This is a genomic window from Chitinophaga barathri (assembly GCF_003807585.1).
GTDB classification, from domain to species: Bacteria; Bacteroidota; Bacteroidia; order Chitinophagales; family Chitinophagaceae; genus Chitinophaga; species Chitinophaga barathri.
In genome coordinates, this window is record NZ_RMBX01000008.1 from 80,444 (window position 1) to 100,988 (window position 20,545).

Below are 20,545 nucleotides of genomic sequence, written 5' to 3' on the forward strand. Positions count from 1 at the left end.
GGCATTTGTTCCAGTTAAAATGAATGGAAATGAAGGTTTTGCTGAAACCCTTTGTGGGAAAGGGTTAAAAAGAAAAAGGGCACTTAGAAAAGCGCCCTCAATTTGTTACTATCCTATGAAAACCCTATTTGTATACAAAGGTATATCTATGTTAACTTTATTTGAAATTTTTAAACCTGAATAACAAATAATTAACAAAGTTTCTTGTCTTTCCGATCGCTACAAACCCAATACCACCGCAGATTTCAGCGGACCGTCCGTTTCCGCTTTTTTCACAAAACTTGTTAACTGCTTTTAAAGAACCTTCTTTTTTCCATCCTGCCCGATCAGCTGCAACCCATGCTGTTACCGCAATTCAGGCATTTGTAACAGGTTCCTGAACGCACGGTGATGTGCCCGCAGGTGTTACAGGCAGGTGCATCGCTTTGCATGCTGCGCATATAATCCTGTGTGCTGCTCTCCCCGCTGGAAGCCGCTACGGGTTGAGGTTTTACAGGCTTCGGCCCGGTTGCTCCGGAAGTGTTTCCCATCACACGCACATTGGATAATTCGGGTTTCACCACCGGTTCGTCCCACTCTTCTTCTCCCGTATTGCCCGGTGCATCAAGGATGTGCACGAGATCCGTCCTTCCCAGGTATTCATAACCCAGCACCCTGAAAATGTAATCGATCAGCGATGTGGACGACTTGATATTCGGGTGATCCACCATACCGGCGGGCTCAAAACGCGTGAATACGAACTTGTCCACGAACTCTTCCAGCGGCACGCCGTACTGTAAACCTACGGACACCGCTATCGCGAAGCAGTTCATCAGGCTGCGCAGCGTGGAGCCTTCCTTGGCCAGGTCTATAAAGATCTCCCCGAGTGTTCCGTCGTTGTATTCGCCGGTGCGCAGGAATATCGGTTGGCCGCCCACTTTCGCTTTCTGCGTGAATCCGCGGCGTTTCCCGGGCAGTGTTTTTCTTTCCACAATGCGGGACAGCGCGCGTTTCAGCGAGGTATCCGAACTGGCGATCATACGTTTATTCAGCTCTTCCAGCAGCTCATCGATCGTGAGTTTGTTCATCTCGATGATCTGGCCGGCAGCTTCTGCCACGGGCTCTGTGGTGTCGGCGGATTTTTTCTTTTTGTCGCTTTTGTTGCTCAGCGGCTGGCTCAGCTTGGAGCCGTCGCGGTAAAGCGCGCAGGCTTTGAGGCCCAGTTCCCAGCTCAGCTTGTATGCGTCTGCTATTTCTTCCACCACCGCTTCATTCGGCAGGTTGATGGTTTTGGAGATGGCACCGGAAATGAACGGCTGCGCGGCTCCCATCATGCGGATGTGGCCGTGGGCATGAATGTACCTTTCTCCTTTTTTGCCGCATTTATTAGCACAGTCGAACACGGAAAGGTGGGCATCTTTGAGGTAAGGAGCGCCTTCCACGGTCATGGTGCCGCATACGTAGTCGTTTGCGGCATCCATCTGCTCGTCTGTAAAGCCCAGTTCGTGCAGCAGGCTGAATTCCAGGCTGAAATACTGTTCGGGCTTAAATCCGAGCCTTTGGAGGCATTCCTCGCCCAGGGTGTATACGTTGAACACAAAGGCGATATCGAAAGAAGATGCCACAGCTGTGTCCAGCTTTTTGATCTCTTCCGCGATAAATCCTTTTTCGCTCAGGCTCTGCGGGTTGATGTAAGGCGCGCCGGCAAAGCTGCCCGTGCCTTTAGCATAATCCACGATCGCCCTGACTTCATTTTCTTTATATCCCAGGTGCTTCAGCGCGGAAGGAATGGATTGATTGATGATCTTGAAATAACCGCCGCCGGAGAGTTTTTTGAACTTCACCAGGGCAAAATCGGGCTCTACGCCGGTGGTATCGCAGTCCATCACCAGCCCGATAGTGCCGGTGGGGGCTATCACGGTGGCCTGCGCGTTGCGGTAGCCGTGTTTTTCTCCCAGCTTTACAGCGTCGTCCCAGGCTTTTGTAGCCGCTTTCAGCAGGTAATCGGGGCAATATCTCGCGTTGATGCCCTGGGGCTTTATTTCGATCCCTTCGTAGGCTTCGGCGGCATCATAAGCAGCCGCACGGTGGTTGCGCATTACGCGCAGCATGTCTTCCTTATTCTCCTCGTATTTCGGGAAAGCGCCGAGGTGCGCGGCTATTTCGGCCGAGGTTTTATAGGACACGCCGGTCATAATGGCCGTGATGGCGCCTGCAATGCCCCTGGCCTCTTCGCTGTCGTAAGCAATACCGCTTACCATGAGCATGGAGCCAAGGTTTGCATATCCCAGGCCCAGCGTACGGTATTCGTAGCTGAGCTGCGCCACTTCTTTGGAGGGGAACTGGGCCATGAGCACGGAGATCTCCAGCACGGTGGTCCACAGTCTTACGGTGTATTCAAATCCCGGAACGTCGAACAGGCTTTTTTCGTCGTCGAAGAAGCGGCGAAGGTTTACGGAAGCCAGGTTACAGGCCGTATTGTCCAGGAACATGTATTCGGAGCAGGGGTTGGACGCGTTGATGCGGCCGCCCTGGGGGCAGGTATGCCATTCGTTGATGGTGGTATCGTATTGCGTGCCGGGGTCCGCGCAGCGCCAGGCCGCATAGGCGATCTGGTTCCAGAGGTCCGCGGCTTTCACGGTTTTCATCACTTTCCCGTTCATACGGGCTTTCAGCTCCCAGTCCGTGTCTGCTTCCAGGGCATGGAAGAAACTGTTCGGGATACGCACGGAATTGTTGGAATTCTGGCCGGAAACGGTGCGGTAGGCATCGCCTTCGTAATCGGAGGAATAACCGGCGGCGATCAGGGCGCCCACCTTTTTTTCCTCTTCCACCTTCCAGTTGATAAAGTCCAGTATTTCGGGGTGATCCAGGTCCAGGCAGACCATTTTGGCCGCCCTGCGGGTAGTGCCGCCGGATTTGATGGCGCCGGCTGCCCTGTCGCCTATTTTGAGGAAACTCATCAGGCCGCTGGAGGTACCGCCGCCGCTGAGCTTTTCGCCCTCCCCGCGGATGTGGGAGAAGTTCGTGCCCACCCCGGAGCCGTATTTAAAGATGCGGGCCTCGCGTACCCAGAGGTCCATGATACCGCCATCGTTCACCAGGTCGTCGCTCACGCTGAGGATAAAACAGGCGTGGGGCTGCGGTCTTTCGTATGCGGAGGTGGATTTTTCGAGTTTGCCGGTCTTCTGTTCCACGTAATAATGCCCCTGGGGCTTTCCTTTGATGCCATAACTTTCATGAAGGCCCGTATTGAACCACTGGGGGGAATTGGGCACACAGGCCTGGTTCAGCATACAATAAGCAAGCTCTTCGTAAAACACCTGCGCATCGGAGGAGGATGCGAAATAACCATATTTTTCGCCCCAGACCCGCCAGCAGTTCGCCATGCGGTGAACCACCTGTTTCACGGAGGTTTCACGGCCTGAGGAGCCATCCGGCTGCGGTACGCCGGCTTTCCGGAAGTATTTCTGAGCCAGGATGTCCGTGGCTATCTGGGACCATGCCTTCGGCACTTCAACATTGTTCATTTCAAACACAACATCCCCGCCCGGGTTGCGGATGATGGACGTGCGCATGTCATATTCAAACTGATCGTATGGGCTAACACCTTCGCGGGTAAAGTGACGGGAAAACGCCAGACCGCCAGCCTTATTAACTTGATTTTTCATGCCCTGGAGATTTTAACAGGATTAAACAAAATTGATTCCGAGTATCACTTTGGAGTGGGATTACTAAAATAATTTTAAATGTTTTTTATGCCAATTAGTCTTATCCACAGCCTGTGCATAAGGGCGTATTAACAAACTACTGCTGTTAGGCTCCTTAAAAGGGTCCATTTAACCTCAAATCAGTTGCAAAATCAATACCATGCATATTTATTTCACCCTGTGCCTTATTAGAAAAAAATTTATACATTTGCCTCAACCGGAACAATGCAAAATTAATGTACAGAAAAATATACAGTTCCTTTATCGAGAGAAAGGCAAAAGGTATAAAGTCATTCGCAGTTCTGATAGACCCTGACAAGGTTACGCCTACCGGGATAGCTGATCTGACTGCCAAATGCACTGAAGCAAAGGTTGATTATATTTTCTTGGGAGGAAGTCTTGTGATCACCAACCATCTCGATGAGGTGGTTCAGCAGATCAAGGCTACCTGCTCAATTCCGGTGATATTATTCCCCGGCAGCCCGTCGCAGGTATCGCGGTATGCCGATGCTTTGCTGTATCTCTCCATGATCTCCGGCCGTAATGCGGATATGCTCATCGGCCAGCACGTGGTTTCAGCCGCCGCTGTTAAAAAGAGCGGCCTGGAAGTGATTTCCACGGGTTATATGGTGATAGACGGCGGCGCTCCTACCACTGTTTCCTACATCAGCAACGCAACGCCCATCCCCGCGGACAAAGACGATATTGCCATGTGTACCGCCATGGCGGGCGATATGCTCGGCCTGAAGGTGATCTATATGGACGCCGGCAGCGGAGCGCGCAAGCCCATCACCGAATCCATGATACACCGCGTGGCCAGCCAGGTGGAAGTACCTGTGATCGTAGGTGGCGGCATCCGCGATGCGGAAAAAGCCTATCTTAATTGTAAAGCCGGCGCAGACATCATTGTGGTTGGCAACGCCATCGAAAAAGATATATCACTGATCCGCGAGATCGCGGAAGCCGTACACAGCGCGCCGGTTAAGGCCTCGCGTTAACCTCCTCCCGCTTCTTATCCCTGCCTGTTATACCTGTCAAAAAAATTTATTGCCAGGCTGCAAGAAAGTGCTAAAATAATTGCAGAGGTTGCATATCTTGTGCATGATTTAAACCAACCAGTATTTTTTACCGGCACCCCCTAACGTGCGGTGAGCATCGTGAATAGAGACGGGAAACCCAGGTATATAGCAGCATTTTCATCCTTTTGTTTACACAACCTTCCATATTCCAGTAAATCTTATAATCGGGCTAGTAATCTATATCCGCCGCCAGGTGGCAATAAAGGCATGTGTGTCTTTATGGCCATTATGGCCTTTTTTCATAAGCATAATTTAACGGGCTGTTCTTTTCAGGATAGCCCTTCTTTTTTGTTGAAACCCCGCCACAGCAAAGCTTCTTCGCATAGCCCGCCGCTAAAATAAAAAGGGGAAAGACCACCGCCTCCCCCCTTTTCCAGGTACGTTTATATTTCTTTTCCCGTATCCGTCAATCCGGTTTACAGGTATATCCAGCCTCTTTGCTCAGAGGCTCATCATTTCCTTGAATTTCACCGCCTGCCTGCGGCTCACCTCTATCTTTTCACCGCCACGCATCTCCAGCAGCAGCCCGCCGTTGAAGTAGGTGTCTATCCTTTCTATCATACGGAGGTTCACAATATGCTTGCGGTTTGCCCGGAAAAACACCCGTTCGTCCAGCCTTTCCTCCAGCGCATTCAGCGATTTCAGGATCAGGGGTTTGTTTGTTTCGAAATACACCCGGGCATAGTTGCCCACGCTTTCAAACAGGCGGATCTCCTGCAGTTTTACAAACCAGCAGCGGTCCCCGTCTTTTACAAACACCTGGTCGTTTTCACCGAGAATGTTGCGGATACCGGATGCGGCTGCAAGGCGTTCTTTTTCGTCCACCTGGTGCAGCTTGTGGATCGCGTCCGCCAGGCGTTTGGGCTCTATGGGCTTCAGCAGGTAATCCAGCGCGTTATATTCGAATGCTTTGAGGGCATATTCATCGTACGCGGTGGTAAAGATCACCTGGGGCGTTCTTTCCAGCTCGGCCAGCAGGTCAAAACCGGTCTTGTCCGGCATCTGGATATCCAGGAACAGGAGGTCCGGCCGCAGCGATTCTATCTTTTCCATGCCGTCTTTCGCATTCACCGCTTCCCCAACCACCACTATCTCCGGGTGGTCCGCCAGCAGCTTCTTGAGCTCGCTCCTGGCCAGTCGTTCATCGTCTATGATCAATGCTTTTTTCATGATACAGTCTGTCTTTTTCGGTTGATGATGAGTTTTTCGTCCAAAAGACGCCTTAAATATACTGAAATTCAGATGGTTAGAGTATAGGCATCAGCACTTTGGCCTCCACCATTGCATTATCCAGGTTATAGATCTCGAAAGATGCTCTTTTGCCAAACAGGATGCCCAGGCGCTGCCGGGTACTTGCCAGGCCAAATCCGTTGCCGTTCAGATCTTCGACGATCTGCCCCGTGTTCCGGATCGTGATCTCGTGGCGCATATCGTGCACATGCGAGCCTATCAGTATCAGCCCCCCGTTCACTTCCCTTGAAATGCCGTGTTTGATGGCGTTTTCCACCAGGGTCTGCAACATCAGCGGCGGTACGGGCAGCTCCAGCGTTTCCGGATCTATGTCGTACTGCACTTTCAGCCGCTCTTCAAACCGGATATTCTCTAATGCAAGATAATCTTTTACGATGCTCAGTTCGTTTTCCAGGCTCACCGTCTCGGCTTTGTCCGCCTGCATGGAGTTCCGCAGGATATTGCTGAGCTCTGTGATGGCGGTGCGCGCGCGGCGGGGATTTTCGTCCACCAGCGCCCGGATGCTGTTCAACGCATTGAAAATGAAGTGCGGGTTCAGCTGGCTTTTGATCGTTTTCAGCTCCAGCGTGCGCACGGTGGCTTCCAGTTTCAGCTGGCCCACCTGGGAGTTGCGGCTCTCTTCCACATAATGCCAGAGGAAATAGATCCCGGCCCAAAGGGCCATGAACATCGTCTGGGAAAAGAAAGCCCTCAGCCAGCTGTCCTTAAAGTCGCCCTCCGGCGGGGCCGGCAGGATAAAGTGTGAAATGCAGGCCAGGAGGAACGAATCAAGGATCGAACATACGAGAATACCGAAGAAAAAGTAGATCGCCACGTTTTCAAAGGGCTTCTCGATCCATTTGTATTTGACGATAACTGCTCTGAAAGCATGTGTTACGAGTATGCCCAATATTGAATAGGAAAGGATGTACAGCACCTGCGTGCCGTCGATCTGGTAGAAAAAAAAGCCGAAGAACAAGAAAAGAAAGGCATTAGCTCCCCACCCGAGTATCTGGCACCACCAATATTTTGATATGCGTTTAAACATTCATGAAAAGTTAGCAAAGTCTTGCGATAAACTCCGCATCAGTTCAAAAATACCGACTGCCCAACAGGCGGGGAACCCAATTTTTATCAATGGTTGTACAGGCGTTTAAATGGGAGGCCTCGGAATAAGCGTAAAAACTTGTATTTTTGGGCATTAAACCCTAATGCTGATATGGAAATTACGGCCGGTCAATTACTGAGCCAGATCGAATACCCGTCTGATCTGCGAAAATTGAGCAAGGAACAACTGCACCAGGTGTGCGATGAGTTGCGCCAGTTCATTATTGACGTAGTGAGCGTGCATGGCGGCCACTTTGGGGCCAGCCTGGGTGTGGTGGAGCTTACCGTAGCGCTGCATTATGCATTTAATACGCCTTACGACCAGCTGGTGTGGGACGTAGGCCACCAGGCTTACGGGCATAAGATCCTCACCGGCAGGAAAAACGTGTTCCATACGAACCGGAAATATAAAGGCATCAGCGGTTTCCCCAACCGCGGCGAAAGCGAATATGACACTTTCGGGGTAGGCCACTCCAGCACCTCCATCGGCGCGGCGCTGGGCATGGCCATTGCCTCCAAAAATAAAGGCGAGCACGACCGGCAGCACATTGCCGTGATCGGAGACGGCGCCATGACCGCCGGGATGGCTTTTGAAGCGCTCAATCACGCCGGCGTGTCCAATGCCAACCTGCTGATCATCCTGAACGACAACTGCATGTCCATAGACCCGAACGTGGGCGCCCTGAAAGAATACCTGACAGACATCACCACTTCCCATACCTACAACAAGTTCCGCGACGACGTATGGAACCTGCTGGGGAAGCTGCCCGTCGGTAAAAACTTCACCAGGGACATGGCTTCCAAACTCGAAGCCAGCGTAAAAGGCATGGTGTCCAAATCCAGTAACCTGTTCGAAAGCCTCAACCTGCGCTACTTTGGCGCGATCGACGGTCATAATATCACCAAACTGGTGGACACCCTCCAGGACCTTCGGGACATTCCCGGGCCCAAACTGCTGCATATCAACACCACCAAAGGCAAAGGATATGCGCTGGCTGAAAAGGACCAGACCAAATGGCACGCTCCCGGCCTGTTCGACAAGATCACCGGCGAGATCTTCAAAAAGGTTATCGAAACGCCTCAGCCGCCTAAATACCAGGACGTTTTCGGCCATACCATCATTGAGCTGGCCGAACTGAATAAAACCATCATGGGCATCACGCCCGCCATGCCTTCCGGCTCCTCCCTCAAATGGATGATGGAGAAAATGCCGGACCGCGCGATAGATGTCGGCATCTGCGAGCAGCACGCCGTTACACTCTCCGCGGGGCTTGCCACGCAGGGCATGACCGTATTCTGCAACATTTACTCTTCTTTTATGCAACGGGCTTACGACCAGGTGGTGCACGATGTGGCCATCCAGAACCTGCCCGTGATATTCTGCCTGGACCGTGCGGGCCTGGTAGGGGAAGACGGCGCCACCCACCACGGCGCTTACGATATCCCTTACATGCGCTGTATTCCGAACATGGTCATCAGCGCGCCCATGAACGAAGAAGAGCTCCGCAACCTGATGTACTCCGCGCAGCTTCCCTCTAACAAATCTCCTTTTGTAATACGTTACCCGCGCGGCGAAGGCGTAATGCCCGACTGGCGCAGGCCATTCGCCCAGATAAAAGTGGGCACCGGCCGCAAGATCCAGGACGGCAGGGACGTTGCTATTCTTTCCATCGGCCACCCGGGCAACTTTGTGACCGAGGCCATGAAAGAACTGATGACGGACGGCCTGCAACCCGCGCATTACGACATGCGGTTCGTGAAACCGCTCGATACAGAAATGCTGCATGATGTCTTCCAGCGTTATGACCGTGTGATCACCGTTGAAGACGGTGCGCTCCAGGGCGGCTTCGGCAGCGCGGTGCTGGAATTTATGGCAGACAATGATTACAAAGCGGAGATCAAACGCCTCGGCATCCCGGACCGCCTGATCGAACATGGCAAACCCACCGAGCTGCAACGCGAAGCAGGTTACGACGCCACTGCCATCGCTTCAGCCGTGCGCGAAATGCTCGGCAGTAAAATAACCGTTCACTCCAGCTTATAAAGGCCGTATACGTCCCGGGGCTTTCGTTCCGGGACGCTATCTACCATGCGCGACCTCTACATACAACTACGCATTACCCGCATCATTCCGGAAACACCGGATACCTTCACGTACCATCTTGAAAGCGCCGATGGAAAACCGGTAAAATACCAGGCCGGGCAGTTCCTCACTTTTCTCGTACAGCTGCATGGCACGGAATACCGCCGCTCCTATTCCCTCAGCTCCACACCCGGGATAGACGATTTCCTGGCGGTGACCGTCAAACGGATCGCCAACGGGGAAATATCACGCTACATCCTCCGCACCTGGATGGTGGGTGACGAGATCACTTCCCTCCTGCCCTCGGGCCGTTTTACGCTGGACAGTGCGCCGGATACCCAAAGGGACATCGTGATGCTGGGCGCCGGCAGCGGCATCACGCCACTGTTTTCCATCCTTCAGCAGGCATTACATGTGGAGAAAGCCGCCCACATCACGCTCATCTACAGCAACCGCGATGAAAAGAACACAATCTTCCGCGAGCGCATCCTTGCGCTGCAATCCCGCTTCCCGGACCGTTTCACCATCGTATGGCTGTTCAGCGACCCCGCGAATACCACGGGCGTATACCGCAGGATGAGCAACAGCCTGCTGGAAATGATCGCGCCGAAACACCTGCAATACCCACGCGAGCTGGCCGGGTTTTACATCTGCGGGCCGGCGGAATATATGCGGATGGCACAGTTCACACTTACTTTCATGGGCTTCCGCGAAGATCAGCTGCGTAAAGAAAATTTCGTCGTGAACACCGAGGCAAAAATTGCGCGCGTACAGATCCCGCAGGATACCACGCTGAAACAGGTGCATTTAAAACACCAGGGGAACATACAGATACTGGCCGTACCGGGCAACGAAAGTATCCTGCATGCCGCTTTAAGACAACACGTACAACTGCCGTACAGCTGTAAGGGCGGCGTTTGCGGCTCCTGTATCGCCACCTGCACGGGCGGGAAGGTCTGGATGTCTGTAAACGAAGTACTTACGGAAAAAGAGCTGGCCAAAGGGCTTGTGCTCACCTGCACAGGGTATGCGCAAAGCGATGAGGTGACGCTTGAATGGTGATCTACCCGGCAACAGGCATCAAACAAATTTGTCCTGAAACCCTTTCCAGACGCGAACTTGGCCAGTTCTCCGAATTTCACTACATTCAGTGAATCAAACAACAAAGATGAGCCATACCGCGCTGAAAACAGCCAGTCTTTTCCTGATCTGCGGGCTTGTATGGCTGGCCGGCTACAACCGCTTACTGGTGAGGCTTACGACTTTCTTCCCGCGCACGCATCCGGGTTTATTACAGTACTTCATGAACGCAGCATTTATTGCCGTTTCCGCGGTGCTGATCTACCTGGTGATCCGTCATGATTTTTCACGCAACAATGCCTACTTTTCCCAATACCGTCATTTGTTTTATGAACATCCCGTCCCGATGTGGATCTACCAGTGGGGTACTTTAAAATTCCTGGCGGTGAACGATGCCGCCGCAAAAAAATACGGCTATACCCGGAAAGAATTTGAAAAGATGGACATCCTCTCCATCCGCGACCCGTCCTCCATTCCCGCTGTGCTGGCGGATGTGAACAGGACCAATAAAAACATCGACTACCGCGGCATATGGCAGCATAAAAAGAAAAACGGCGAACTGTTTTACGTGGAATTGTATTCGCATTACACGCGTTACAATGGCAAAGAAGCGCGTATCGTGATGGCGATAGACATTGATTCTGAAGTACGCAGTACCATCAGGGCGAAAGACATCGGCACGCGTTATGAGCTGCTGGCGCAGGTTACGCAGGATTGTATCTATTACTAGGATCTGCCTTCAGGTCGGGTTACGCGCAACCACGGGCCGATGTCCATGTTCGGGTTTAAAGAAGAAGATATTATTGAACATGTGGATTGGTGGAAAATAAATGTTCATCCCGAAGATATCACGGAAGTGATGGCGTCTTATGAAGACAAGGTGCGCAACAAAGATATACATTGGAATACGGCATACCGTTTTCGTTGTGCGGACGGGAGTTACAAATACGTGCTGGACCGCGCGCATATCCTGTACAATGAGCAGGGCGAGGCCGTGCGGGTGATAGGCGCCATACAGGATGTGGACGACGCCATGCGTCACCAGAAAGAGCGCAGGCAGTTCATCAGCCGGCTGCAGGAGCAGAATGAAATGTTGAAGGAAATTGCCCGCATCAATTCACATGAAATACGCAGGCCTGTGTCCAACATTCTCGGCATTATGGCTATGCTGGACCTTGAAAAAAATGAACCTGCCCTGAACGCACAGCTGTGCGCGCTATTGCGGCAAAGCACTGCAGAACTGGATGCCACCCTTTTCAGGATACGGGACAAACTGCAGCAAATGAGAGAATAAAAAAGCCAGGCTACCGGAATGATTCAAACCGGGAAAAATCACCTTTCAGCTCCTCGTGTAATTTGTGAAATACCTGCATCCGGTCATTAAGCCGGTCGTAGTCGTCTACAGGCCTGTCGTGATGGATAATTGCCGGGCGGCCGTAACCCATAAACTTTGCGGATTGTTTGAGATCGTGGAACATTTCATCGGCCACTTCCAACTGGCGGATGAACTGGTTTTGAAAGTGCTCGATTTCCACCATTCTTTCATGGTTGGCCTGGCGGGAGCCGGCCATTTCTTCCAACCTGCTGCGCATAGTACGCAGGCTGCCGCGTACATTATCTACTTCGCCTTTCCAGGCGCTCAGCTGTGCCTGCAGGTCAGATGACTGTGTTGGTACTTCCATGATATATTGATTTAAGTTAAATGTTGACGAACGGTAGCATCATAACATCCATTCTTTTAAGTCAATATGTCCATTCCCTTCAATCTAATTTACGACACTTTTTAATACGGGAAAAAGAAACCCGGTGGAATTTATCCACCGGGCTGATGCGTTTCTATACGGCCATGGGCAAGTCCATGAGCAGGAATTCGGTATCCTCTAATGTTGTAACATTCAATTTTTCGAGCCCGGAAACGGCAATAGCATCCCGGGCCTGGAGCGTTTCGTTACCCGCCTTCAGGCTGCCGGAAAGTACCAGCAGGTAAAGGCCGTTGCCTTCCAGTTTCGGTGAATATTCAAAGCTCTTGTCTTTATCAAATTTGCCCAGGCTGAACCAGGCATCCTGGTTGATCCAGAGGGCATCGGTGTTCTCTTCAGGCGATACGACCACCTGCAGTTTGTTCTGCCGCTCAGCGGGGTCAAATGTTTTTTGTTCGTACCGGGGCGCGATGTCGCGTTTTTTGGGGAAAAGCCATATCTGCAGGAATTTCACCGGTTCAGTCCTGGACGCGTTGAACTCTGAGTGTTCAATGCCGGTGCCTGCGCTCATGATCTGCACATCGTGCTGGTTGATGATCTTGTGGCGGCCGGTATTGTCCTTATGTTCCAGCGCACCCGTCAGCGGTATGCTGATGATCTCCATGTTGTCGTGCGGGTGCGCGCCAAAGCCCATGCCGCCTTTCACCGCATCATCGTTCAGTACGCGCAGTGCGCCGAAGTGAATGCGTTCGGGGTTGTAATAACCGGCGAAGCTGAAAGTGTGGTAAGACTGCAACCAGCCGTGATCTGCAAATCCGCGGGTGTTTCCGCGATGAATAACTGTTTTCATAATGTCCTCCTGTATTTTCTATTGCAAAGATCAGCATAATGCGGGCGCCGATCAATGGACATTCCGGTTAAAAAGGTGGACTATTATTGTTGTTCCGGGCGGGCTTTATAAAACCTTTCAAACCTAGTGGTGTCAATGGTTTCAGGCAGCCATGACTGAGCGGAAAAAACAAAGGCCGGATACAGCTTTACGCTTGTCCGGCCTTTGGTATGCTGTATGCGGAAAATGGTCTACGCCAGTTTCGCATCCATGGTGATCTCGGTGTTGAGCAGTTTGGAAATGGGGCAGTTCAGCTTTGCGTCTTCCGCCATTTCAGCAAACTTGGCCGCATCCAGGCCGGGTACGCTGGCAGTTACTTCCAGGTGAATGTTCGGGATCGCGCCCGCTTCGAAAGTAACGATGCTTTTGGTATCGATGCTGGTGGGGGTGAGGCCCGCGCCGGAAATGATGAAGCTGAGCTTCATGCTGAAACAGCCCGCGTGCGCAGCTGCGATCAGCTCTTCTGGATTGGTGCCGATGCCGTCTTCAAAACGGCTGGAAAAAGAATACTGGGTATCTTTCAGTACGCCTGTCTGTGTGGAAACCGTGCCATTCCCTTCTTTACCGGTGCCTTTCCAATTGGCGGTTGCGGATCTTTTCATGAGTCAAAATTTTTTATTTGGGTGAATTGTGAACGATAAGAGGTCTTAAAATTAATGAATTGAAAGCAAAAAAACCGGGCGAATTGCTTCACCCGGTTTTACCTAAAACCCTGACAACCTTTCTACACTAATTTCACAAACTCTTCCGGGGCCTCTCTTCTTTTTCCCCGTTTGCTGCGTTTTGCTGCCGTCCGCGCTGTTATCAACCGCCTCAAATCATCCCTGTGCGCAGGCTCCTGTCTTTTAGCCTTCATAATTTTTCTCATCAGCAGCCACGTTGAATCCTTTCTGCCGGGCTTACGTCAATTCCTTTCACCGCGCTGGCGGTAAGGGTTTTAATTTTTTGTTAAGCTTGTTTTACCATCTGCACACCGAGGATGAGACGTACCTCATCGCTCACTACCAGGCCGCCCGCTTCTGTGGTGGCGCTCCAGGAAAGACCGAAGTCTTTACGGTTGATCTTGCCGGTCAGCTCAAAGCCTGCTTTGGTCTGGCCCCAGGGGTCCACGGTGATGCCGTTGTAGTCCACGCTCAGCTCTACGGGTTTGGTTACGCCGCGGATGGTGAGATCGCCTTTCAGCACAAAGTTCTCCGCATCTTTTTTCTTCACTTCGGTAGAGGTGAAGGTTACTTTCGGGTGATTGGCGGCGTCAAAGAAGTCTTCGCCTTTCAGGTGTTCGTCTCTCTGTGCGTTTTTGGTGCTCACGCTTGCCACGTTGGCTTCGAAAGAAATTTTCGCATCGGAAAAATCTTCCGCGCCTGCTTCAACGGTGGCGTCATATTCTGCAAAGTGACCTGTCACGTTGGTGATCATCAGGTGTTTCACTTTAAATTCGATTTCGCTGTGTAAAGGATCAATTTTCCAGGTTGCCATTGTGTTTAGTTTTTTGATTTTTTTTTGTGAAATGTTTATCAGGATCTAATTCAGGTGTCCCATTTTGCCGTTGTTGTAATCATCCACGGCCTGTATGATGTCTTCTTTCGTATTCATCACAAAAGGACCGTAAGAGAATACCGGTTCGTTGATCGGCTCGCCGTTCAGCACCAGCAGGGAGGCATCGGTGAGGGCGGTAACGGTGATCACATCGCCTTTTGTTTCAAACACTGCTATTTCCACGCCTTTGGCGGTATGTGTATCGTTAAAACGCGCTTCGCCTTTCAGCACCACGATGCCGGTGTTATACCCGTCGGGCAGCGGCAGTTCTATGTTTTTGCCTGCCTTAAGTTGTACATCGAACAAGTTGAGCGGTGTAAAGGTTTTTGCAGCCCCTTTTTGTCCATCAAATTCCCCGGCAATGACACGGAGGTAACTTCCGTCTCCCAGGTCCGCAACGGGAATGTCTTTCTTTTCGAGGCCCTGGTAGCGGGGAGGGTCCATTTTATGGGCTTTGGGCAGGTTTACCCACAGCTGCACCATTTCCAGGGTACCGCCGTTGCGGGTGAATTCGCTTTCGTGTTTTTCTTCGTGTACCACGCCCGAAGCCGCCGTCATCCATTGTACATCACCAGGCCCTATTTTACCGGAGTTGCCGCCGGAATCCCTGTGCTCCAGGGCGCCCTGGTAGGCGATGGTGACTGTTTCAAAGCCCCTGTGCGGGTGCTCGTCCACGCCACGGGGTGCGTCTGAAGGGGGGAAATAATGAGGCGCAGCATAGTCGAGAAGGAAAAAAGGGCTGAGCTGCCTGTTGCCGATGCGGTTGCCGTTCGGGAAAAGGTTCTGCACCTTAAATCCGTCGCCCACCATATGTTCCTGGGCGCCTTCATAAATTTTTGCTACTTGTTTGGTTTGTTTCATATTGTGTATCTCCTTAAAGACAACACAAAATTACATGTTGCAACACCTAATAGAAATGGATAGAATGAGTTAAACGGTGTACTTTTTTTATTTCGCCGTGCCTGGTTTTATAAACGACTGATAATCAAAAGTGAAAACACCTCCGTAGTAGTATATTAACACCAGGGTCATTATCGGGAGGATACAGGGAAGTTGAAGCGTAGCTGGAGGAAAGGCGGACATGAGGTGGAGATGAGGCGGACTTGATCAGGGGTTAAAAAGTACAGGCTCCCGATGGAAGCCTGTACTAAATTGAAAATCAATACGTTCTATACCTTCGCCAGTTCCTTGAACTCTGAAGGGGATTGGCTGGTGTACTTTTTAAAGAAGCGGGAAAAATAATGCGGGTCTTCAAAACCCAGCTTGTAAGCGATCTCTTTGGCTGTGAGGTCCGTATTGTAGAGATAACGTTGTGCCTCGAGTATTACGCGGTTGCGGATATGCTCCCCCGCCGTGATGCCGGACAGTTGTTTGCTGATCTCGTTCAGCAAAACGGGCTTTATATGCAATAATGAGGCGTATTCGGACACGTTCTTCAGCTCCTTATACTTTTGCTCTATCAGCGTCTTAAAGTTCATAAAAAGGGCACTGTTGTGCTTTGCCTGGTATTCCGGGATCACTGCTACCGGCATGGTCGTATTGCGGGAAGCCACCACGAGGAAATACTGCAGCAGGTTCTGGAAAGCCACCCCGTAATTGGGCGCTTTGTTCTCAATCTCGCGCATCATGCGCTGCACGAGCCAGTCCAGCTCTTTTTCATCGTCGGATTCGGTCAGGTCGATCACGGAGCTGAAAGCGTCGTTCACAAAGAGCCCTTTGCGCACGCTTGCCATGTCCGACTGGTCGCTGGGGCACATCAGGGAGTCGTGAAAGGCGATCATATAACCGTCCACTTTCTCGGAGAGTTTCAGCTGGTGCACCTGGCCGGGCGCCAGGAAAAAGAGGGTATTGCGTTTCACGACATGGGTGACCATATCGATCGTATGGGTCAGTTCCCCTTTTTTGATCCAGTAAATAGTATAGAAATTATGCCGGTGTGGGGCGTTCTGATGTTCAAAAAAAGCGCAGCCCAGGTTGCAGAGTGTGGACACGCTGAACTCATACTGCTCATCGGCCACGTGGCCGTATTCTGATAGTGAAACTATCTCTATCTGTTCTTTTTTGTCCGCCATATGTTTAATCTTCAAATACCACGGGAACATCTTCCGGTCTTTCGGAAGGGTCCACGTAGTCGATGATGAAATTATTCCGGCCTTCGCCCACCATAATGCTCAGGTATTTCGCCTGTACCAGCTCCAGCATGCCGAGGAACAGGAAGATAGCGTGCACGCGGTCCTTACAGTGATCGAAGATCTTTTCGAAAGCCATGGTCTTTTCTGAGCGTGCAAGGTCCATCATATACTCCCTGGAGCCTTCCATGGTATAATCGTATTTGTACACGACGTGCTGCGGTTTGTTCGACCGTTCTTTCACACGCTGCATCACCTTTTCGAAGGTTTTGGTGAGTTTGAAGAGCGTCAGCGTCTGTACTTCGGAGCCTTCGCTGGTAGCTTCCCCTATCTCGGCCAGTTCCTTCGCGATATTCCCTCTTTTCACCTGCAGCAAACGGTCCGCTTCCTGCTCGGCCAGCTCGGCGGCTGCCTGTTTGAAACGTTTGTATTCCAGGATCTTGTCCACCAGTTCCTGGCGGGGGTCTATCTCGTTCCCTGCTTCGTCCAGCTCCTTGCGCGGCAACAGCATTTTCGCCTTGATGCGCATAAGGGTGGAAATGAAGAGGATAAACTCGCTGGCCAGCTCGATGTTCAGGTGCTCCATGTGGTGGATGTAATCGAGGAAGTCCTTGGTGAGGCTGAAGATGGGTATATTGTAAATATCCAGCTCGTCCCTTTCGATGAAGAACAGCAGCAGGTCGAAGGGCCCTTCAAACTGGGGGAGCTTTATTTTATATATTTCCGGATCGTTATTACTCATATTTTAAACAATAAAACCTGCCGGCAGAGGCCGACAGGTTTATCAAAAATAATGAAATTTCGGGGGTAATCAGAATTTAGCCGTCAGCCCGATGCCGATGACCTCCTTGATCTGCAACCGTGGCCCCATGACGCCCGTTTCCTTGTTCTCAAACACCCTCACATCGTCGTCATAGATCATATCCAGGCTCACATTGGCGGAAAGCCATTTATTGACTTTCATAGCAACGATATTCGTCCAGAAAATGTCAATATTGCCGGGGTTGTGTTTATAGTTGGAAAACAGTTCCAGCTTGGTTTTGTAGGTCACGTTTTTCATGATCTCCTTGTTCCAGGTAGCGGAAATATAAGCGCCGAACTCGGATTTCACATGTTTGCCGGTATCTACCCCGTAGGAGCCTTTGGCAGACAGGGTATCGTCCATCACGACCACCCAGCGGCCGGTGAAGGGAGACATGAACAGGGAGAATTCATCGTTCGGTTTGAAGTCTATACCGGGAGACAGGATGATGTAAGCCGGCGCGAAGAATTTGGATACAAATTCCCGGGTGGTGTCCGACGGGTATAGGTAACCTTCGGAGAATTGGGTGCGAAGGTTGAACAGGCCGCTGAGATACCAGTTTTTGCCTATTTCGTAACCATATTTGGAAGTCATGTCTATACGGTCATCGCTCTTACGGGTACCGAGGCTGGTGGTGTTCACATAGCCGTAGGCGAGATCAACATTGTTATCCCAGTTATGTCGTCCTTTTTTATAATTCGCGAACCCGTTGAAGGTGGCGAGCAGGGAGAGGGAAAGTTTGTCACCGCCCGCTGCCCAGTTGGTAAGCGATCCCTGGTTGAACATCAGGCCGAAGTTGCCACCTCTTTTCCACAATCTGCCGGTAGTGTCTTTTTCTGCATTTTTGATTTTTCCGGCGGTCTCCTCGCGGAGTTTTTTCATGCTGTTGTCCTGCGCCTTCAGTGCGAAACCTACGGACAAGCATACCATCAAAAGCCAGTTGAATTTCTTCATGATACGTTCGGTTATACAGTTGAAATAGTGAACGGTTGACCGTTTGAGCAGCCAACCGTCATATGAATAAAGCGATGTATTATTTCTGTTTGAGCTCGTCGCGGATTTCCATGAGCAGTTTTTCCTGCGTAGTGAGCACGGGTTCTGCGGGTGCTGCGGGTTCTTCTTTTTTCATCCTGTTAATGGCTTTCACCACCAGGAAAATGGCAAAGGCAACAATGATAAACTCTACAACCGACTGGATGAACAGCCCGTATTTTATTTCAGCATCTCCTACTTTTACCAGCAGTCCTTTAAAATCCACTTTACCGATCAGGATGCCTACAATCGGCATAATGATCGCTTCCACGAGCGAATTCACGATCTTCCCGAAAGCGGCACCGATCACGATACCCACCGCCAGGTCGATCACATTCCCCTTCATGGCAAAGGCTTTAAATTCACTGAAAAAAGACATACGCTAAGGTTTTAAGGTTAAGAAATGGTGGTATAACACCTGCAAGATTAATAATTTATGCTTTTGTAACCGCATTATTTTTTGGTTTCGGCAGTTTCGGGAACTTCATTTTCAGTGATTTCAGTGTATCCCTCACCGTTTGCGCGATCAGGAATTCCTTGTACCAGTTGTGATCGCTTGGCACGATGGTCCAGGGCACTTTATTGCAATTCCTGAATACATCCTCATACATCTTCTGATAGGTCTTGAACAGTTTGGCTTCGGTAAAATCCTTTTCATTGTATTTCCACATCTTTCGCGGGTCCTGCGTGCGTTCTTCGAGGCGGGCCTGTTGCGCGCCGGCGGATACATGCAGGTAAAACTTCAGGATGTGCGTATTGTTGTGCTCTTGCAGTAGTTGTTCAAAGCCGTTAATCGCCGCGAAACGTTTCTTCGCCATGTCATCGTCTATCCATTTATGCACGCGCTGCACGAGTACGTCTTCGTAATGCGAACGGTTGAAGACCTGTATCATGCCTTTGGCGGGCGCATGCTGGTGGATCCTCCACAGGAAATCATGGTCCATTTCCAGCGTGGTGGGAGCTTTGAACGGCTGTACCATTACACCCATCGGGTTCATGGTGCCAAACACGTCCCTGATCACGCCATCTTTTCCACTGGCATCCATTCCCTGTAATACAACCAATAAACTGTGTTTATGTTCAGCATACAGCAGATTTTGGAGGTCATCCAGCTCGTCCAGTATCTCTTTAAGGGCTTCTTTGGTCTTTTCCTTATCGGCTTTTTTAGGTGCGGTGGTCGAAATTTCAGAGAGTTTGATCTGAGGCATAAGCGAGTGTTTTTTAAATTTAAACAAATTGCCGGATGTACGGAATCGGTATCTTTACGGTCCTATGAACCAACGCTTGCTTAACTGGGGGATCTTCCTGCTGCTGTCGCTTACCTGGGGCAGCTCTTTTATTTTAATGAAGCTGGGACTGGAATCGTTCAGCCCGTACCAGGTGGCCAGTATCCGGCTCATATCGGCAGGTCTGGCGTTGCTGCCTGTATTTTTCAGCTACATCGGCAAAACGCCGCTCAAAAAGATCCCGGTTATTATCCTCTCCGGTTTATTAGGTAACGGAATTCCGGCTTATTTGTTCTGTATTGCCGAAACGCGGATAGACAGTTCGCTGGCGGGTATGCTCAATTCTTTCACCCCGGTGTTCGCGCTGATCTTTACGGTATCTCTTTTTCACGCACCGGTGGCCAAAAGGCAGCTAACGGGGCTGGCTATCGGTTTTGTGGGGGTCATCTGCCTGTTCCTGGCAAAAGGGATCGGTACGAATGCTTACTGGTATTACGGGTTCTTTGTGATATTGGCCACGGCCTGTTACGGGCTTAATATTGCGCTGGTACATCATTACCTCAAGGAGTTCGCTTCATTGCAACTGGTTTCTATCTCTTTGTTTTTTATGGCGCTTTTTGCCTTGCCTATATTGCTTTTCAGCGATTTCTTCACGGTGTTCGGCCAGGCGGAGGGTGCGTATACCAGTCTTGCGGCAAGCGTTACGCTGGGGCTGATGGGCACGGGTGTGGCGTCTATCCTGTTTTACCAGCTGATCCGTTCCGCGGGGGCCATCTTTGCGTCTATGGTCACCTATGGCCTGCCCGTGGTGGCTATTGGCTGGGGGGTGCTGGCGGGGGAAGATATCAATCCGCTGCAGGTGATCTGCCTCGCGGTGATCATGGGAGGTGTGTACCTTGTAAACCGTAAATAAGGAAGAGACGGGCGTACGGCCCGTCTCTTCCGGATATTTCCAGACCCTGG

At 51.0% G+C, this 20,545-nt stretch carries 19 protein-coding genes; 6 read left to right on the forward strand and 13 right to left on the reverse strand.

Features of this window, described 5'->3' with window-relative positions:
• Positions 1 to 326: 326 nt before the first annotated feature.
• Positions 327 to 3,650, reverse strand: a complete 3,324-nt coding sequence (locus EG028_RS15495; RefSeq protein WP_120517468.1) for a vitamin B12-dependent ribonucleotide reductase — start codon at positions 3,648 to 3,650, stop codon at positions 327 to 329.
• Between the two features lie 275 nt (positions 3,651 to 3,925).
• Here EG028_RS15495 and EG028_RS15500 point away from each other — a divergent pair, with 275 nt between their 5' ends.
• Positions 3,926 to 4,687 (forward strand): phosphoglycerol geranylgeranyltransferase, encoded by a 762-nt coding sequence (locus tag EG028_RS15500; protein ID WP_120517469.1) that lies wholly within the window; start codon positions 3,926 to 3,928, stop codon positions 4,685 to 4,687.
• Positions 4,688 to 5,209: 522 nt separating this feature from the next.
• Here the strand turns inward: EG028_RS15500 and EG028_RS15505 are convergent.
• Together EG028_RS15505 and EG028_RS15510 are read right to left on the reverse strand one after the other, a co-directional pair.
• Complete coding sequence (locus EG028_RS15505) at positions 5,210 to 5,938, reverse strand: LytR/AlgR family response regulator transcription factor (RefSeq protein WP_120517470.1); 729 nt, start codon at positions 5,936 to 5,938, stop codon at positions 5,210 to 5,212.
• Positions 5,939 to 6,014: 76 nt separating this feature from the next.
• Positions 6,015 to 7,046 (reverse strand): sensor histidine kinase, encoded by a 1,032-nt coding sequence (locus tag EG028_RS15510; RefSeq protein WP_120517471.1) that lies wholly within the window; start codon positions 7,044 to 7,046, stop codon positions 6,015 to 6,017.
• A 171-nt stretch (positions 7,047 to 7,217) separates the two neighbouring features.
• Here EG028_RS15510 and dxs point away from each other — a divergent pair, with 171 nt between their 5' ends.
• The 4 genes from dxs to EG028_RS15530 all read left to right on the forward strand — a co-directional run bounded on the left by dxs (position 7,218) and on the right by EG028_RS15530 (position 11,562).
• Positions 7,218 to 9,149, forward strand: a complete 1,932-nt coding sequence (gene dxs, locus EG028_RS15515; protein ID WP_120517472.1) for a 1-deoxy-D-xylulose-5-phosphate synthase — start codon at positions 7,218 to 7,220, stop codon at positions 9,147 to 9,149.
• 45 nt (positions 9,150 to 9,194) lie between these two features.
• Positions 9,195 to 10,250: a ferredoxin--NADP reductase gene (locus EG028_RS15520; protein WP_120517473.1), complete on the forward strand. Its 1,056-nt coding sequence runs from the start codon at positions 9,195 to 9,197 to the stop codon at positions 10,248 to 10,250.
• 106 nt (positions 10,251 to 10,356) lie between these two features.
• The gene (locus EG028_RS15525; protein ID WP_120517474.1) at positions 10,357 to 10,998 is read left to right on the forward strand and encodes a PAS domain-containing protein; all 642 of its coding nucleotides are present in this window, start codon (positions 10,357 to 10,359) and stop codon (positions 10,996 to 10,998) included.
• A gap of 39 nt (positions 10,999 to 11,037) precedes the next feature.
• On the forward strand, positions 11,038 to 11,562 hold the full coding sequence (locus EG028_RS15530; RefSeq protein WP_120517475.1) for a PAS domain-containing protein: 525 nt from the start codon (positions 11,038 to 11,040) through the stop codon (positions 11,560 to 11,562).
• Positions 11,563 to 11,572: 10 nt separating this feature from the next.
• On the opposite strand, the gene EG028_RS15535 is transcribed toward EG028_RS15530, so the two are convergent.
• The 10 genes from EG028_RS15535 to EG028_RS15580 form a co-directional block, all read right to left on the reverse strand.
• A complete protein-coding gene (locus tag EG028_RS15535) occupies positions 11,573 to 11,950 on the reverse strand; it encodes a hypothetical protein (RefSeq protein WP_120517476.1) in 378 nt (125 codons plus the stop codon).
• 154 nt (positions 11,951 to 12,104) lie between these two features.
• On the reverse strand, positions 12,105 to 12,818 hold the full coding sequence (locus tag EG028_RS15540) for a pirin family protein (protein WP_120517477.1): 714 nt from the start codon (positions 12,816 to 12,818) through the stop codon (positions 12,105 to 12,107).
• A 230-nt stretch (positions 12,819 to 13,048) separates the two neighbouring features.
• Positions 13,049 to 13,459, reverse strand: coding sequence for an OsmC family protein (locus tag EG028_RS15545; RefSeq protein ID WP_120517478.1), 411 nt, complete (start codon positions 13,457 to 13,459; stop codon positions 13,049 to 13,051).
• 346 nt (positions 13,460 to 13,805) lie between these two features.
• Complete coding sequence (locus EG028_RS15550; protein WP_120517479.1) at positions 13,806 to 14,333, reverse strand: YceI family protein; 528 nt, start codon at positions 14,331 to 14,333, stop codon at positions 13,806 to 13,808.
• 45 nt (positions 14,334 to 14,378) lie between these two features.
• A complete protein-coding gene (locus EG028_RS15555; protein ID WP_120517480.1) occupies positions 14,379 to 15,254 on the reverse strand; it encodes a pirin family protein in 876 nt (291 codons plus the stop codon).
• A gap of 308 nt (positions 15,255 to 15,562) precedes the next feature.
• Positions 15,563 to 16,465, reverse strand: a complete 903-nt coding sequence (locus EG028_RS15560) for a helix-turn-helix domain-containing protein (RefSeq protein ID WP_162946540.1) — start codon at positions 16,463 to 16,465, stop codon at positions 15,563 to 15,565.
• Positions 16,466 to 16,469: 4 nt separating this feature from the next.
• Positions 16,470 to 17,264, reverse strand: coding sequence for a segregation and condensation protein A (locus EG028_RS15565; protein ID WP_120517482.1), 795 nt, complete (start codon positions 17,262 to 17,264; stop codon positions 16,470 to 16,472).
• A gap of 69 nt (positions 17,265 to 17,333) precedes the next feature.
• Entirely contained in the window at positions 17,334 to 18,278 is a 945-nt protein-coding gene (locus tag EG028_RS15570) for a DUF3078 domain-containing protein (protein ID WP_120517483.1), read from the reverse strand.
• A 79-nt stretch (positions 18,279 to 18,357) separates the two neighbouring features.
• Positions 18,358 to 18,735 carry a large-conductance mechanosensitive channel protein MscL gene (mscL, locus tag EG028_RS15575; protein WP_120517484.1) on the reverse strand — a complete coding sequence of 126 codons (378 nt, stop codon included), beginning with the start codon at positions 18,733 to 18,735 and terminating at the stop codon, positions 18,358 to 18,360.
• 55 nt (positions 18,736 to 18,790) lie between these two features.
• Positions 18,791 to 19,564: a PPK2 family polyphosphate kinase gene (locus EG028_RS15580; protein WP_120517485.1), complete on the reverse strand. Its 774-nt coding sequence runs from the start codon at positions 19,562 to 19,564 to the stop codon at positions 18,791 to 18,793.
• 64 nt (positions 19,565 to 19,628) lie between these two features.
• Here EG028_RS15580 and EG028_RS15585 point away from each other — a divergent pair, with 64 nt between their 5' ends.
• The gene (locus EG028_RS15585) at positions 19,629 to 20,495 is read left to right on the forward strand and encodes a DMT family transporter (protein WP_120517486.1); all 867 of its coding nucleotides are present in this window, start codon (positions 19,629 to 19,631) and stop codon (positions 20,493 to 20,495) included.
• Positions 20,496 to 20,545: the final 50 nt, after the last annotated feature.

Excerpts from the sequence above, each read along its gene's own strand:
- EG028_RS15495 (WP_120517468.1), bottom strand. The coding sequence starts at position 3,650 with ATGAAAAATCAAGTTAATAAGGCTGGCGGTCTGGCGTTTTCCCGTCAC.
- EG028_RS15500 (WP_120517469.1), top strand. The coding sequence starts at position 3,926 with ATGTACAGAAAAATATACAGTTCCTTTATCGAGAGAAAGGCAAAAGGT.
- EG028_RS15505 (WP_120517470.1), bottom strand. The coding sequence starts at position 5,938 with ATGAAAAAAGCATTGATCATAGACGATGAACGACTGGCCAGGAGCGAG.
- EG028_RS15510 (WP_120517471.1), bottom strand. The coding sequence starts at position 7,046 with ATGTTTAAACGCATATCAAAATATTGGTGGTGCCAGATACTCGGGTGG.
- dxs (WP_120517472.1), top strand. The coding sequence starts at position 7,218 with ATGGAAATTACGGCCGGTCAATTACTGAGCCAGATCGAATACCCGTCT.
- EG028_RS15520 (WP_120517473.1), top strand. The coding sequence starts at position 9,195 with ATGCGCGACCTCTACATACAACTACGCATTACCCGCATCATTCCGGAA.
- EG028_RS15525 (WP_120517474.1), top strand. The coding sequence starts at position 10,357 with ATGAGCCATACCGCGCTGAAAACAGCCAGTCTTTTCCTGATCTGCGGG.
- EG028_RS15530 (WP_120517475.1), top strand. The coding sequence starts at position 11,038 with ATGTCCATGTTCGGGTTTAAAGAAGAAGATATTATTGAACATGTGGAT.
- EG028_RS15535 (WP_120517476.1), bottom strand. The coding sequence starts at position 11,950 with ATGGAAGTACCAACACAGTCATCTGACCTGCAGGCACAGCTGAGCGCC.
- EG028_RS15540 (WP_120517477.1), bottom strand. The coding sequence starts at position 12,818 with ATGAAAACAGTTATTCATCGCGGAAACACCCGCGGATTTGCAGATCAC.
- EG028_RS15545 (WP_120517478.1), bottom strand. The coding sequence starts at position 13,459 with ATGAAAAGATCCGCAACCGCCAATTGGAAAGGCACCGGTAAAGAAGGG.
- EG028_RS15550 (WP_120517479.1), bottom strand. The coding sequence starts at position 14,333 with ATGGCAACCTGGAAAATTGATCCTTTACACAGCGAAATCGAATTTAAA.
- EG028_RS15555 (WP_120517480.1), bottom strand. The coding sequence starts at position 15,254 with ATGAAACAAACCAAACAAGTAGCAAAAATTTATGAAGGCGCCCAGGAA.
- EG028_RS15560 (WP_162946540.1), bottom strand. The coding sequence starts at position 16,465 with ATGGCGGACAAAAAAGAACAGATAGAGATAGTTTCACTATCAGAATAC.
- EG028_RS15565 (WP_120517482.1), bottom strand. The coding sequence starts at position 17,264 with ATGAGTAATAACGATCCGGAAATATATAAAATAAAGCTCCCCCAGTTT.
- EG028_RS15570 (WP_120517483.1), bottom strand. The coding sequence starts at position 18,278 with ATGAAGAAATTCAACTGGCTTTTGATGGTATGCTTGTCCGTAGGTTTC.
- mscL (WP_120517484.1), bottom strand. The coding sequence starts at position 18,735 with ATGTCTTTTTTCAGTGAATTTAAAGCCTTTGCCATGAAGGGGAATGTG.
- EG028_RS15580 (WP_120517485.1), bottom strand. The coding sequence starts at position 19,564 with ATGCCTCAGATCAAACTCTCTGAAATTTCGACCACCGCACCTAAAAAA.
- EG028_RS15585 (WP_120517486.1), top strand. The coding sequence starts at position 19,629 with ATGAACCAACGCTTGCTTAACTGGGGGATCTTCCTGCTGCTGTCGCTT.